We start from the raw sequence: 15,218 nt of genomic DNA on the forward strand, positions 1-15,218 counted from the left end.
CAGGGAGTTCACCGCCAAAACGATCCGGCTCGTCCCCCGCCCCTCACGCCTCCTGGCGCAACACCTCCAGCGGAGGGTGCCGCGTAATCCCCCGGCCCGACCACCAACCGGTGGCCACCGTCACACCCGACACCACCACCACCGCACCCAGTAACGGCGCGTGCGGCAGGATAACCGGCGCCTTGAACACCCACACCGCCAGCGCCGCATTGGCGCCATAGGCCAGCGCGCCCCCCACCAGCGCACCGAGGACGCCGAGAACGGTGTTTTCCACCAGCTGGATCTGCACGAGCTGCGCCCTCGACGCCCCCAACGTGCGCAGCAACACGGTTTCCTGAATCCGCTGAAACCGCCCCGTCGCCACCGCGCCGACCAACACGATCAACCCCGTCGCCACCGTGAACAACGACATGAACTGCACCACGTACTGAACCTTTTCGAAAATCCCATCCAAGGTTTTCAGCACCAGGGCCAGATCGAGCGCCGAGATGTTCGGGAACGCGGCGACCACCGCCTGCTGCACCTGCGCCGACTCGGCCGCATCCGCCGCCCGCGTCGCCACCACAAAAAACTTCGGCGCCCCCTCCAGAACACCCTCGGGAAACAGCACAAAGAAATTGGGCGACATCCGCCGCCAATCCACCCGCCGCAAGCTCTCGATGCGCGTTTTTAGCGGCACCCCTTGCACGTCAAACTCCACCTCGTCGCCCAGCCCCAGCTGCATGTCGCGGGCGAGCTTTTCCTCCATGGAAATGGGGATAACCGCCTCGTTAACCACCCCATTACCGCCCGCCGTGCCACCGGCCGCGTTGCCCATTGAGTTACCCATGGCGCCACCCGCGACACTCCCCGTGAAGCGCCCCGCCACCAACGTCTCGGTTTTGGACAACGCGCCTCGATAGGTGGAACGGTACTCGCGCCGCAGCGTCCACGCGGGAATGCCCACCGTTTTATCCTTAAGCAGCGCCTCGATTTTCCGCCCCTTCAAGCTGAGCAGCCGCATCGTCACGATGGGCGCACTCGCCAGCACCGGCGCGCCCTCGGCAGCGAGCAACGCCTCCAGTGGCGCGAACTGGTCGTCCTGAATATCGAAAAACAGCAGATTGGGCCGCGCCCCGCCCTCGGTGCTTCGGATCTGGCTGAGCAAGGTTTCGCGCGACAAGGTGAGCGTGAGCAGCAAAAACGTGCCCAGCCCCAGCGAGAGCAACAGCAGCACGGTACGGTTATTGGGCCGATGCAAGTTGGCCACGCCCTGCCGCACCACGTAAGGCAGGCGTTTGGGCAACCACCGCCGTGCCGCCCAGGCCACCCCGCGTGCCGCTGCCGCCAACAACCCGAAACTCACCGCCAGCGCCCCGGCAAACCCAAGTCCCCAAGTCCAGCGCTGCGTTTGCCACACCGCGAAACCCGCCACCGCCAGGCCGATCGCGGCATAAACCACCCACCGCAACGGATCGCCCGCTCCCGCCCGCTCAGCAAACGCCGAGCGGATCGCTACCAGCGGCGACACCCGCCGCACCGCCAGCAACGGCAGCAGGGTAAACAACCCGCCCACGAGCACACCCGCCGCCAACCCACGCCCCACCGCCGCCCACGCCACAAAAAACTCCACCTCAAACGGCAGCAGCCCCCTCACCAGCGTCGGCAAGCCCAACTGCACCGCCACGCCCACCGCCGCGCCCGCCAGCGCTCCGCCCAAACCCAGCGCCAGGCCCTGCACCAGGTACACCGCAAAACTCTGCCACGCGCTCGCCCCGAGGCAGCGCAACACCGCCACCGTGGTGATTTTCTGGCGCACATAGACATGCACCGCGCTGGCCACCCCGATCGCCCCCAGCACCAGCGCCACGAACCCCACCAGACTCAGGAAACCCTGCACGTTTTGCAGCGCCTGCCCCAACTCGCGCCGCCGCTCCTCCACCGTGTCCACGTCCAGCCGCAGCTCACGGAAGCGCTCACGGTTTTGCCCGACCAGCGCCTCGGCATCCACTTTGGAGCCGAACTTAAAATACTCCCGGTAACGCACCAGCGAACCGCGTTGCAGAAGCCCCGTATCCGCCAAAGCGGCACGCGCCACTAGGACTCGAGGAGACAGGGTGGCCACCGCCGCCGAGTCGCCCGGCAACTGCTCCAAACCGGCCGCGATGCTAAACACCTTTTCCCCCAACTTGAGGGGATCGCCGACTTTTAGGCCAAACTGCCGCAGCAGCGTTTCCTCCACCACCACGACCTCGCCCTGCGGCAAACGCGCCATCGCATTCGGCGGGGTTGTTTTAACCTCACCATAAAACGGATACCCACCCGCCAAGCCGCGCACAGTGACAAGCCGCGTCTGGTTGCCCGCAGAGGGGAAAACCACCATGGAAGCGAACGAGACCTCGCTGGCCTGTTCGCCGCCCAACCCCGCGAGAAAAGCCTGCGCCTCGGCGGAAATCGCTGAGCGCGAATTGACGGCGAGATCAGCCCCGAGCAGCGATTTGGCCTGTGCATCGATGGCGTGACGCAAGTTTGCGCTGAACGAGCCGATGGCGACCAGCGCGGCCACGCCGAGCACGATCGAGAGTGAAACCAGCGCGAGCCGCCGACGCGAAGTGCGCGAGTCGCGCCAGGCCATTTTGAGGATGAAATTCATTGGTTTGAGCACGGAACAGGGAGCCTAAGCCTGAACTCCGAAGCTGGCAACGATGAGCTGGCGCAAGATGCTGGAGCAGATGATCGTGAGTGAATCCCCGAGGTGCACTCAATAGTGCTGCGAGTGGGTGAATGAACGGTCAGGTGCCCAGCAGGTTGCGCCAGATCGCGATGATCAGCTTCGGAGTTCAGGCTAAGCGGTGGAACTACTCTGCGAACCAGGGAACACGGAGTTGTTGCCCACGGAACACAGGACCACACGGAAGAATCAATCCATGTATACCCTACACGTTCCGACTTTAGGCTTTAACACAAAGGCACAAGTACGCGAAGAAGCGAAATGAAGTCATTTAATTGCAATACTTTGCGAAATTTTAGCGTTGGCGACTTAGCGTTAAAAAAGTCCCGTTCGTTTGGGGTTTTGGTACAAAACGCACGCCGCGCACTCGCCTGGACTGCGCGAACTCAGCCCCGGCCGCCGCGCAGAACAAAAACATGGGCGAGGTCATGGGTCTCAAACTCGTCCCAATAGCCCTCCTCAAGCTGGTCCAAACGAGCATCGCCGTCGATCGCCGGGCCTCCATGGCCCTCCACGGCGCGCAGAATCTGTTCAGTCGCCAGATCGCGGTCGGCCAGGCGGGTGACCAACTCGCGCCAAAACGTGTCGTTATCGTAGTCGCCCGCCAGCTTGGCCAAGCGTTCGTCGCCGAGCAGTTTTTCGGAAGCTACCGGCTGGCCGCGATCGCCGATATCAACCAAGTCGGCACAGCCCAAGGGGGTCGCCAGCTCGTAGAGCTTTTGCTCCAACTCGGCATAGCGGGCAAACGCCGGGGCTTGCTCGCCCTGGCGCCCCTCCACCACACGCATCCCCAGATGCACGAGTTCCAGCAAACGGGCGTATTCCTTAGGCGTAAACATGACCTTCATTTCGCTGATTGCATCGGCGGGTCGCCCGCGCGCAAGTCGGGAATGCCCGCCAACGTGCCGCGTGGCAGCTAAAAATCGGAGCGCTGAGCTCCAGCTCGGCTCGGTGCAGCGAAGCGAGAACCTGCAAAGCCCGAGCTGGGGCTCGGCGCTCCCACCAAAGCGTCGCCAGGCAAACGCGTGCAATATACCCCTGATCGATCCGACGCTTGGAATCTGACGCCCAACCCGCGGCGCTTTAAACGAAACGATGGCTGCAGGTGGGCCGACGTGGCGCAGATTTCCAGTCTGCACGCGCACCGGGAGCCGACTGGACGCCTGCGCTGCTTAACACCCCCGCCTACAATCCATGCGGGGCGCCTTCGGCCCTGCGCAGCGTATCCAGAGTCTGGAGTAACCCCAACGCCACCTCCGCCGATAGCTTGGTCGGCTCAAAAACCGCACTGTCCACATAACGCTCAATCGCGGAGGAATCCACCATCGTCAAATTGCAGTCCCCCATGGCGGAATGGGGAAATTGGCGCTCCTCGATCTCCCTGAAACTGATCAGGTGCACGCCGTGGTGCCGAGGATCGCGGCAAATCGAGCCGTACAACAGATTCGCAGCCAACGAATCTCCTTCGATGACCTGCAGAAAATTGCTTTCATTGAAGGCCAGAAACCCAGTGATACCGCGGGCCGAATTTTTTTTCGACGCGCTGTTGAGGATATACTGGACCGAATCGAGGGTCAGCCTTCCGGTGACCTGGCTGCAATAGATGAGCTGGACGAGTTTCATAAATAGAGGGGGAGTGACCAAATAAAAACAGCCAACAGGGGACCCCAGGGTTCCGTGTTGGCTGAATTGCAGGGGTGAGCGCAGACTTCCAACTCGGCTGCTAGGGCGTACCGCAGCTGACTTGAAGCAGGCTGGAAGCCTGCGCTACTGGGTGTTGCGAATCCGGCCGGCCCGAAGGTAGCTCCTCCGCCCGAGGGCGGGTGAGGTGAACCTGGGTGCCGGCCGAGGTGCTGCAGGGTTATTTCTTGGTGGCCGCATCGACCACGCTCTTGAGGGAGGCGGCGAGACGGGCCAGTTCGGTGGCGGCGGACAGGGTGTTGTTGGCGCCCTCGGTGGTGCTGCGTGCAGCCGTGGACACGTTGGTGATGTTGCGCGAGATTTCGGTACTGCCCTTGGCCGCCTCGCTGGCGTTGCGGGCAATCTCGTTGGTGGTGGCCGACTGCTCCTCCACCGAGCTGGCGATGGTGCTGGAGATGTCGTTGATCTGGCCGATGATCTTCGCGATTTCGCCGATCGCCGTCACGGCCCCCTTGGTGTCGCCCTGAATCGCCTCGATCTTGGCACTGATGTCCTCGGTGGCGGCGGCGGTCTGTTTGGCCAGTTCCTTCACCTCGTTGGCCACGACAGCGAAGCCCTTGCCCGCCTCGCCGGCTCGGGCCGCCTCGATGGTGGCGTTAAGCGCGAGTAGGTTGGTCTGCTGCGCAATCGAGGTGATGACCTTGATGACCTTGCCGATCTCAATGGAGCTCTGGCCGAGCTTGGAGATCGTCTGGTTGGTGTCCTCGGCGACCTTGACCGCCGTGGTGGCAACGCGCGCCGCGTCATTGGCGTTCTTGGCGATTTCACGCACGGAGGCGCTCATCTCCTCGGCGCTGGTGGCAACCGTGGCGACGTTCTTGCTGACCTGCTCGGAGGCGGAGGCGACCACATTGGACTGCGCGGCGGTTTCCTCGGAGTTCGAACTCATCTGCTGGGCGACCGCGGAGAGCTCCTCGGAGGCGGAGCTGAGCGACTGCGCGTTCTGCGAGACGGTTTCGAGGGTGAGCTTGAGGCTGGCCTCGGCTTGCTTACGCGGGGTGATGTCGGAGGCGAATTTGATCACCTTGTTCACCGTGCCGGTGGAGTCAAAACGAGGGTTGTAGGTGGCCTGAATCCATACCTCCTTGCCGCCCTTGCCAAAACGCTTGTACTCGGCGGTTTGAAACTTGCCTGTGCCGAGATCGGCCCAGAACCGCGAGTAATCGGCGGAGGCGGCGTAGGCCGGATCGACAAACATGCGGTGGTGCTTGCCCTTGATCTCGTCGAGGCCGTAACCCAGGCAGCTGAGGAAGTTATCGTTGGCGTTGAGGATGGTGCCGGTGGCGTCGAACTCGATCACGGCCTGGTTGCGGTTGGCCTCGGCGAGCTGGCGCTCGTTGTTGATCGACTCGGTCTTGGCGGCGGTCACGTCGGTGGCGAACTTGACGACCTTGAATGGCTTGCCGTTGAGGTCGGCAATGGGGTTGTACGATGCCTGAATCCATACGATTTTGCCGCCCTTGCCGATGCGCTTGTACTCGGCAGAGAAGAACTTGCCGTCATTGAGGTCGCGCCAGAACTGCTTGTAGGCCTGGCTTTCACGGTAGGCCGGCTCGACAAAAAGGCTGTGATGCTGACCCTTGATCTCCGCCAGCGTGTAGCCGAGCGTGTTCAAAAAGTTATCGTTGGCGGTGATGATGGTGCCATCGAGGTTGAACTCGATCACCGCTTGCGCCTTGGAGATCGCCGCCAGCTGGCCCTCGTAATTAGCGTTAACCAGTTTGGCCGCAGTGGTGTCGCTTGCGAACTTCACGACCTTCACGATCTTCCCGTTCGCATCAAAGATTGGGTTATAGCTGGCTTGAATCCAGACCTCCTTGCCGCCCTTGCCAAAGCGCTTGTACTCGGCAGAGAAGAACTTGCCGTCATTGAGGTCGCGCCAGAACTGCTTGTAGGCCTGGCTTTCACGGTAGGTCGCGTCGACAAAGAGGCTGTGATGCTGGCCCTTGATTTCAGCCAAGGTGTAGCCAACCGTGTTCAAAAAGTTTTCATTGGCGGTGATAATCGTGCCATCGAGGTTGAACTCGATGATCGCCTGCACCTTGGCGAGCGCGGCGATTTTTCCGCGCAAATCAGCGAGTTCAGCGGCTGAAGATGAAGTGCCGGCGGGGGCGGTTTTCTTTTTGGGTGCCGCGACGGCTTTGGCCGCACCGGGCGTGGACGGAGCAGGCGTTTTGACGGGGGCTTGGGATTTGGCTGAGGCGGGAGCGGAGGCGTTCATAGCGGAGTCGATGTTGAGCATGGTGAGGTACGGGTGAGGTGGTTGATGAGGTCGAAAATGAAGTTTGAATTAGGCGGCCTTGGCGTTGGCGGAGGCCGATTTTTCGGTGAGGTCTACGGTCTGGTCGGTGTCGAGAATGAGCAGGAGGTTGCCTTTGAGTTTATAGACGCCGCGCACCAGTTGGCGCGCGATGCCGCTGAGGGTTTCGGGTGGTCGTTCGTAACTTTCCGCATCGACCTCCAACACGTCGCCAATGTGGTCAACGAGGAGGCTCACGGCGCCATCGTCGGTGCGAATGACGACGTTCATGGGAAATTCGGATGAATTGCGGTCGGCCAGCGCGAGGCGGCGGCGCAGGTCAATGGCGGTGACGATCTGCCCGCGCAGGTTGATCAGGCCGCTGACGACGTTGGAAGCAAGTGGCACAGGGGTCATTTCCTGGAAGCGAATGACCTCCTGGACACGCAGGACCTCGACGCCGAAGAACAGGCCGTCGACGTAGAAGGTGCAGTATTGGTTGGCGGTGGACATGGGGGGTTAAAGGATCAGGCGGCGATGGTGTCGTAAAAAGACGGTGTGGCGTTGCGGATGAGGCCGGGCACATCGAGCAGGTCGGTGACGTGGCCCTGGACCACGGCCGAGCCGGCCAGGCCGCGCCCCGAGGCGTGGCTTTGCACCTTGAAGGCTTCTTCCACGATGTCGTTGATGCTCGAAACCACGAAGCCCACCGAGCGGCCCTTTTCCGAATACACCACCACCGACAACTTTTCTGCATCCGGTTCGGTTGCCACACCGCCGCTGATGTACTTGCACACCCGAATCAGCGGCATGATCTGGCCGCGGTATTGGACGACCTCGGAGTCGCCGGTGTGCTCGATCTGGGTGATCGGGAATTCTTCGAGCCGGGCGGCGAGCGAAAGCGGGATGGCCATGCGCCGTTTGCCGCCGACGTTGAAGAGCAGGAGCGATTTCGGCCTGTCGCTATCGGCGACATAGGAGGTCTTGACCACGTCGACGGCGCGCTCGCGGGTTTCGCCCACCACCCGGGCGTGTTGGGCGAAGCCGACCACATCGATGATGAGTGCCACGCGGCCGTCGCCCATGATGGTTGCACCGGCAAAGCACGAGATGCCCTTGAGCTGTTTGCCGAGCGGTTTAACCACGATCTCCTCGGTGTCGTTGATTTCATCGACCACCAAGCCGAAGGGACGGCCATCGGCCTGCAGCACGACGATGTTGATCACATCATCATCACCGGGGCTGCGGCCCAACCCGGGGGCGGTGCCAAGCTGTTCGTTGATGTAGGCGAGCGGCAGCAGGTTGCCGCGCAGCCGGTAGACGGGCGAGCCGCAGAGTTTTTCAATGCCCTTGCGCGCCGTGGCCCCCTCGAGCCGGACGAGCTCCAGCAGGCTCACCTGGGGAATCGCGTAGCGGGCGCCGCCACTGGTGACGACGAGCGCAGGGATGATCGCAAGGGTGAGCGGGATTTTGATCCGCAACGTGGTGCCCTGGCCGGCCTGCGTCTGCAGGTCAATCGAGCCGCCGATTTTCTCGATGTTGGTTTTCACCACGTCCATGCCGACGCCGCGGCCGGAGACATTGGAGATCTTTTCGGCGGTGGACAGGCCGGGGAGGAAAATGAGGTTGATCGCCTCGCGGTCGCTCATACGGGCGGCCTGCTCGGGGGATATGAGGGATTTGGATACCGCCTTGGTTTTGACGCGCTCCAGGTCGATGCCGTGGCCGTCGTCCATGATCTCAATGATCACCTGACCACCCTCGTGGAAGGCGCGCAGGGACAGCAGGCCCTCGTCGACCTTGCCGCATGCGGTGCGGCGCTCGGGCGCCTCGATGCCGTGGTCAATGGAGTTGCGCACGATGTGGGTGAGCGGGTCCTTGATCGCCTCGATGATGGTGCGGTCGAGCTCGGTGGTCTGGCCCTGCATGACCAGGCGCACCTTTTTGCCGAGATCCTTGGCGACGTCGCGCACGACGCGGGGGAACTTGGCCCACACATTGCCGATGGGCTGCATGCGGGTTTTCATCACACTTTCCTGCAACTCGGTGGTGATGATGTTGAGGCGCTGGGCGGCGGTGGTGAGCGCGGCCTGGTCAAACACGGTGGTGTTGGAGACGATTTGATTGCGGGCCAGCACGAGTTCGCCGACCAGATTCATGACCTTGTCGAGTTGGTTAATATCCACCCGGATCGCGCTGTCGGCCACGCCGCCGCGGCCGGAGTTATCGGCTGCTGGCGCTTCGGGTGCCGGCTGGCGGGCCTGCATCGGGGCTGCGGCCGCAGCAACAGCCGCAGGCACGACGACGGGGGCAGACGCCGCCTCGCCTGTCTCGGGCGCGGCCTCGGCTGCGCACTCCGCGGAGCCGGCCGCTTCGGGGGAACTTGCAGCGGGTGCCTCAGGAGCGGCGGGCACTGCGCTCGCAACGGCAGGCACCTCGTCGGCTTCCTCGAAGAGGCCATAGTTAGCCTTGGCCACCACCGGAGCCGGCGCGGCGGCGACCGGAGGGATCTGGAGTTTGGCCAGCAGGAGCAACAACGGGGCGTGCTCCTCGGTGCTCTCCGCGCCGGTGGACTCCAACACCCGCAGCATGCCGCGCAGGGCGTCGGACATTGAAAGCAAGGCGGAGACAATTTCACCGGAGACGGCGAGTTTGCCCTCACGCAGTATGCTCATCAGGTTCTCGCCCGCATGGGCGAGCTTCTCAATGCGCCCAAGGCCGATACAGCCAGCCGTGCCCTTGATGGTATGGATAACGCGGAAAACGATATTAAGGCGGGCGAGGCCGCCTTCGCCCTGCTCGATGCCGAGCAGTTCGCGATCAAAAAGATCGAGGCCCTCGTAGCTTTCCACGAGGAGATCTTTAACCAATTCCTGTTGCAGAGATTCGTTCATCGACATGGCGGGGTGGGGGTTCAGGTGGGCAATACTTTCGCCACAATGGCGAGGAGCTGTTCTTGGTTGAAGGGTTTGATAATCCACCCGGTGGCGCCGGCCGTGCGGCCTGCCAATTTTTTCGCCGGATCAGATTCCGTGGTGAGCAAAATAATCGGCGTGCGGGCGAAGGCAGGCAGGGCGCGCAACTGGCGGGTCAGTTCGATGCCGTCCATGTTGGGCATGTTCAGGTCGGTGATGATCGCATCGACGGAGCGATCCTTGAGGACCTTGAGGGCGTCGCAGCCATCTACTGCTTCGAGTACCTCGTAACCCGCGTCCTTGAGGGTAAAGGCGACCATTTTACGCATGGTCGCGGCGTCATCGACGGTGAGGATTCGTTTGCTCATAAGGCCGGGGTTAAGAAAGCGGGCTGCACCACGCCGCACCGGAGTCCGCGGCAACGCAGACGGGCAAAGACGTGGAGACGTGAGGTGTTCACCCTATCCCTATCGGCACAACTTGAGGTAAACTTTAGCCCTATTTTTCACCCCTAAAGAAAATCCCTAGCCTGATACCAACGGATAGATACGTTTAGACGCTACGACCTAGGATCAAAATCGCTCCGCGATCTCGGAGAGGGATGAGAAAAGCCTATAACCAACATTAGATTAACCATTGGCCATTGGTCATTGGCCATTGGTCATTGGTCATTGGTCATTGGCCATTGGCCATTGGTCATTGGCCATTGCGCCTAATCCCACGACACCAGCGGCCCCGCCAGCTCCGTCATGAGTAATTCGTGAAACAGCGGCATAGACCACGTCGGCTCGATCACCATCGCACGCGCCAACTCCCGCGGCGTCACCGTGCCACGGGCCGACTGGGCCAGTTTTCCAGCGAGTTCGATCGTACGATGAAAAGGAGCGTAATCCCCCGGCCAGGTTTGCTCGCCCACCCAGATCTCGCAGGCAGGATCGACCAAAAGCGCGCCACTGCCCGTGCGCGTCCAGACCGCCAAGGCCATCAGCCATAGATCCTCACGCCGCTGCACCAACGCCGACACCTGCTGCACCATCGATCCTGCACGCATCAGCAGCAGTTCGCAAAAATGCCCTTGTTCCGCTCGCTCGCACAACGACTGTGAGCGGCGAGCGGGAAAGCGTCTATTTCTGGCGGTTAGGAATTCACTTCTTCTTCGGTGGATCTTCTTCCCATTTTAAAGAGTGAAACTCTTCTTCAGTGGGTGGGTTTTCTTCCCTGTCCGGCTGGGGATATGGGGGATGCGAATGGGTGGAGATTGAACCGGCGGGACGCTTGGCGGATGCACAGCGATGCATCCGACTGGTTCACGCAAGTGCTTGCACTGTGGCGATTTCTTTTTGCCCGACGCGCGTAACCGCGAGCGTCAGCGCTACTGCGTGAAGCCGGAGTGCCAGCAGGCGAGCCGGGCGGCCAGTCAGGCCAAATGGTTGGCGAAGCCGGAGAACCTCGACCACTGGAAAGGCCCAGAAAATGTCCAACGGGTGCAGGAGTGGCGGAAGGCCAATCCGGGGTACTCAAGGCGGAGGGGGCCGCGACGGCGGGTGGCGTTACAAGACATCCCAACTACGCAATCCGTTGTGCGCCAGCCTAAAGCCGAGCCGGTCGCCGAGGTGGCGTTACCGAATCCCTGCGTGCCGTTACAAGACAGCTGGGAGTCGCAAAACCCTGTGCTCGTGGGGCTTATCGCGCAGTTCGCCGGGGTGGCGTTGCAAGAGGACCTCGAACCCATGCTGCGACACCTGCAATCCCGGGGGCGGGTGATCCTGGGCATCGACGTCCAGCCGCCCGATTATGCAAAAACAACCGATCGATCGCGAACAACTCCGGCGCACGCCGGCCCAGTTTAGCTGGCTGGACCACCGGCTGGTGCGGGGCAATTACCTGGGGCGGGCCAGTGCCCCCGCCTGGGGCCTCTATCTGGTCCTGGTCACCGTGGGTGACGCCGACGGGCTGAGTTACTACGCCACGCGCACCCTGGCCCGGCTGCTCACGCTCAGCGAGGACGGCCTGGTCGAGGCGCGCCGGCAGTTAATCGAGGCCGGGGTGATCGCCTACGCCGCGCCACTTTACCAGGTGCTCTCCTTGGACCGGGGCAGGCCAACGCACACGCTGGCGGTAACGCCGTCGCCGAGCCGGGAGGTGGGGGCGTGATCAATTACGAACTGTATTGCCGGATAAAACAGGCGGAGGCGGCCGGACACAGTGCGCCGCAAATCGCCCGCTCGCTCCAGTTGCACGTGCAGACGGTGAGGCGCTGGCAGGCGCAGGAAAAGTACGCGCGCAGCCAGGCCGCGCAGGTGCCTAGGCCAAGCAAGCTCGACGTGCACAAGCCGGCGATCGCGCGGTGGCTGGAGGCCCATCCGTTCACCGCCATGCAGCTCTGGCAAAAGGTGCGCGAGCGGGGGTACACGGGCGGGTATTCAATTTTGAAAGACTACGTGCGGCGGGTGCGGCCGCGGAACCTGGAGGCGTTTCTTACCCTCAAGTTCGCCCCCGGCCAGACCGCGCAGGTGGACTGGGGCAGTTTTGGCGCGGTGGAGGTGGACGGCACCCGGCGGGCTTTAAGTTTTTTCGTCATGGTTTTGGGGTACAGCCGGTTCCTGCATGTGGAATTTACCCTCGGGCAGGGCCAGGAGTGGTGGCTGGGCTGTCACCGGCGCGCCTTTGAAAAACTCGGCGGGGTGCCGCGCGAGGTGATGGTGGACAACTGCAAGACGGCCGTCCTCTCGCATGTGCCCGGGACCGACCCGGTGTACAACGCCCAGTACCTGGACTTTGCCCGGCACTACGGGTTTACGATAAAAGCGTGCGGGCCGGGGCATCCGCAGTCCAAGGGCATGGTGGAAAACGCGGTGGGTTACGTGAAAAAAAGCTTCCTTGGCGGGAGGCAGATGAATGGGTTTACCGAGCTGGGGCCGGCCGCCAGCTTGTGGCTGGAAACGGTGGCCAACGTGCGCGTGCACGCTGAAACCCAGGGCCGGCCGGTGGACCGGCTGCCCGAGGAGCGCGCTGCGCTCCTGCCGCTTAACCCGGTGGCCAGTCCGGCGGTGCGCACCTTAAGCGTGCGGGCGTCGCGGCGGTGCCGGGTGAGTATCGAAACGAACCGCTACTCGGTGCCCACGAAGTTTGCCGGGGCGCTACTCACCGCGCAGATCGAGGGGGCGCAGGTGAGGTTTTTTGCGGAACGCACCCTGGTGGCCGAGCACGCCCGCAGTTTTGCCCGCCGCGCCGATGTGGAAAACCCCGAGCATGTGCGCGAACTCGAGGAGCGCAAACGGCAGGGGGCGCGGCAGCGCCTGCGGCTACGGTTTTTGGAACTGAGCCCGGCGGCACCCGCCTACCAACGGGGGCTGGAGGAGCGCCGGCTCAACGCGGGACACCACCTGGCGACTATCGTGGGTTTGGTGGCCCTGTATGGAACGGATGCAGTCGGCCGGGCGATCGAAAGCGCCCATGAACTCGGCGCCTACTCCAGCGATTACATCCTCAACTTGCTCGAACAACGCGCGCGGGCCTTGCCGCAAGCCGGGCCGATCCACCTCACCCGCGCCGACGCGTTGGCCGCACTGGAACTCGAACTACGGCCCCCGGATTTAAGCCCCTATACCCAATGAAAACAGAACCCGAAAAACCCGATTTATTAAAAGACCAGCTCAAGTATCTGAAACTCGGTTACCTGTTGCGTCACCACGGCGAACTGACCGCCGAGGCGGCCAAGGCGCGCTGTTCGCACGCCGAATTTTTACGCCGACTGGTGCAGGCCGAGACCCAGGATCGCCAGATCCGGGCGCTGGAGCGGCGCATCCAGGCAGCGCGCTTCCCGGTCAAGAAAACCGTCGACCAGTTCCAGTGGGACTGGCCCAAGGAGTTGAACGAAGCGCAGGTACGCCACCTCTTCGAACTGGGCTTTGTGAAGGAGCGCACCAACGTGGTGTTTTGCGGTGGTGTGGGGCTCGGTAAAACACACCTCGCGAGCGCGTTGGGCTACGCGGCCTGCCAGGCGGGTTACACGGTGCTGTTTACGACGGCGGTGGACGCGATCAACGCCCTGGTCACCGCCCAGTCCCTGCACCGGTTGCAAGCCGAGTTGAAGCGTTACATGACCCCTGCGGTGCTCGTGCTCGATGAGGTCGGCTACCTGCCGCTCGACAAGTCGGGGGCCGACCTGCTCTTCCAGATCGTCAGCCAACGCTACGAACGCGGCTCGCTGATCGTCACCACCAACAAGGCCTACAAACACTGGGCAGGGATCTTTAACAACGACGCTGGCATCACCGCGGCGATCCTGGACCGCCTGCTGCACCGGGCCCAGACCGTCGTCATCGAGGGCAAATCCTACCGCATGAAAGACCGCCTAGCCGACGAACCTGCAAGCTGACCGGGCCTGATGATCGGCCCCTGGCGGGGCCGGTCATCGGCTTTTACGACAGGTGATTTTGTAACCGCCAGAAATAGACGGTGTTCGCGCCGCCGCTCACACAACGACTCGCTCCCGCAGAGCAACACCCGCACGCGCCCAGCAAAACGCTCACTGAGTGGATCCCCTGGGTGCCGGACCAACAAGCCCTCCACCAACATCTGCTTTTGCGTATCCAGATTCTCACTTTCCAGCACCACCAGCACCACCGGACGGTCATTATCCTGCGCCGGGGCCAGTAATTCCATGAGCACCGCCCGGTCGATCCACCCGGCAAGGCACGCCACCAGCAAGGAATTCTGCGGTCGCACGAGGTCCACCGCCAGGTCGAGCACACCAAAACCGAGGTGACTCTGCACCACCGCCAAAGAGCCAAAGCCCCTCAGCCGCGCAAAATCTTTGTTTAACTCACGCGCTTGCGCCGAGCACCCCAGACGAAGTGGCACGCCCCTCGCTCCTTCGCCCCACTCAGCGCCTGCTTCCGGCGCTTTGGTCGCGCTCGCCAGCCAATCGGCGGCGGTGGCGCAAACGGCGGCTTTTCCGGGCTGCAGTCCGCGCTTCGGCAGCGCGAGTTCGATTTGCTCCACCATGGCGCGCGGGTCCACTGGTTTCACCCAAATATCAACCACTCCCAGCTGGCGGTACTGCGCCCCCTGAGCCTCGCTGTGGCCCCCCACACAAAGCACCAGCGGCAAATCGGGGAAAAACTTCCGCAGCATGACCAGCAGGCCCAGTTCGACTGCATCGCCCGCCACCAAATCGACCAAAATCACATCGGCAGGATCCGCCCTTAAGACCGCCACCGCCTCGATACTGGTCTGCACGCAGGTAATTCGATAGCCGATGGGGCCGAGTAACAGCGCCAAAGCCGATTCACCAACAGGCGCCTTTTCGGTCACCAAAATGTGATAGTCGGCGTGGGTAAGCACAGAAACAGGGGGTATGCCCGAAACTGCCCCGCCCATAAGCAAACGCAATGGCCCTTATTACATTTTTTTAACATTTAAGGCAGCCCTTCGTGCGCATCGACTTCCGGCACGGACGACACGGAGATCGCCCCCCCCCCGAAATCGTTCTCGTTCTCTTACTCCTACTCATTCTCTCTTCCGCCGCCGTTTTCCTCGGCGTCTGCGGGGAGGGCCCACCTCCGTGTGGGCTGGCTCGGGAAAAGTAGCGCAGACTTCCCAGTCTGCTCCGCTAGATTCCGTCTCAGCAGCGTTCCTTTTGGCCGCG

General features: G+C 62.5%; 12 protein-coding genes. 3 read left to right on the plus strand and 9 right to left on the minus strand.

Annotated features, from left to right (window positions below; all coding sequences use genetic code 11):
• Positions 1-43: 43 nt before the first annotated feature.
• The 8 genes from H2170_15900 to H2170_15935 form a co-directional block, all read right to left on the minus strand.
• Positions 44-2,632 (minus strand): ABC transporter permease, encoded by a 2,589-nt coding sequence (locus H2170_15900; GenBank protein ID MCS6301552.1) that lies wholly within the window; start codon positions 2,630-2,632, stop codon positions 44-46.
• A 464-nt stretch (positions 2,633-3,096) separates the two neighbouring features.
• Positions 3,097-3,558 carry a hypothetical protein gene (locus H2170_15905; GenBank protein ID MCS6301553.1) on the minus strand — a complete coding sequence of 154 codons (462 nt, stop codon included), beginning with the start codon at positions 3,556-3,558 and terminating at the stop codon, positions 3,097-3,099.
• Positions 3,559-3,895: 337 nt separating this feature from the next.
• Positions 3,896-4,333: a BLUF domain-containing protein gene (locus tag H2170_15910; protein ID MCS6301554.1), complete on the minus strand. Its 438-nt coding sequence runs from the start codon at positions 4,331-4,333 to the stop codon at positions 3,896-3,898.
• A gap of 238 nt (positions 4,334-4,571) precedes the next feature.
• Positions 4,572-6,653: a PAS domain-containing methyl-accepting chemotaxis protein gene (locus H2170_15915; GenBank protein MCS6301555.1), complete on the minus strand. Its 2,082-nt coding sequence runs from the start codon at positions 6,651-6,653 to the stop codon at positions 4,572-4,574.
• Positions 6,654-6,701: 48 nt separating this feature from the next.
• On the minus strand, positions 6,702-7,163 hold the full coding sequence (locus tag H2170_15920) for a chemotaxis protein CheW (protein ID MCS6301556.1): 462 nt from the start codon (positions 7,161-7,163) through the stop codon (positions 6,702-6,704).
• 14 nt (positions 7,164-7,177) lie between these two features.
• A complete protein-coding gene (locus H2170_15925; protein ID MCS6301557.1) occupies positions 7,178-9,544 on the minus strand; it encodes a chemotaxis protein CheW in 2,367 nt (788 codons plus the stop codon).
• Between the two features lie 20 nt (positions 9,545-9,564).
• Positions 9,565-9,933 (minus strand): response regulator, encoded by a 369-nt coding sequence (locus tag H2170_15930; GenBank protein ID MCS6301558.1) that lies wholly within the window; start codon positions 9,931-9,933, stop codon positions 9,565-9,567.
• Between the two features lie 344 nt (positions 9,934-10,277).
• A complete protein-coding gene (locus tag H2170_15935) occupies positions 10,278-10,616 on the minus strand; it encodes a hypothetical protein (protein ID MCS6301559.1) in 339 nt (112 codons plus the stop codon).
• Between the two features lie 743 nt (positions 10,617-11,359).
• On the opposite strand from H2170_15935, the gene H2170_15940 reads away from it, so the two are divergent.
• From H2170_15940 to H2170_15950, 3 genes are read left to right on the plus strand one after another with little or no spacing between them, the layout of a single operon-like run.
• Complete coding sequence (locus tag H2170_15940; GenBank protein ID MCS6301560.1) at positions 11,360-11,719, plus strand: hypothetical protein; 360 nt, start codon at positions 11,360-11,362, stop codon at positions 11,717-11,719.
• Complete coding sequence (locus tag H2170_15945; GenBank protein ID MCS6301561.1) at positions 11,716-13,182, plus strand: IS21 family transposase; 1,467 nt, start codon at positions 11,716-11,718, stop codon at positions 13,180-13,182. Before H2170_15940 ends, H2170_15945 begins: the two co-directional genes overlap by 4 nt.
• Positions 13,179-13,946, plus strand: coding sequence for an ATP-binding protein (locus H2170_15950; protein MCS6301562.1), 768 nt, complete (start codon positions 13,179-13,181; stop codon positions 13,944-13,946). The genes H2170_15945 and H2170_15950 overlap by 4 nt, the downstream gene beginning before the upstream one ends.
• Here the strand turns inward: H2170_15950 and H2170_15955 are convergent.
• Positions 13,904-14,914 carry a hypothetical protein gene (locus tag H2170_15955; GenBank protein ID MCS6301563.1) on the minus strand — a complete coding sequence of 337 codons (1,011 nt, stop codon included), beginning with the start codon at positions 14,912-14,914 and terminating at the stop codon, positions 13,904-13,906. The genes H2170_15950 and H2170_15955 overlap by 43 nt on opposite strands.
• Positions 14,915-15,218: the final 304 nt, after the last annotated feature.

It is taken from the genome of Opitutus sp. (genome assembly GCA_024998815.1).
Lineage (GTDB): Bacteria > Verrucomicrobiota > Verrucomicrobiia > Opitutales > Opitutaceae > Rariglobus.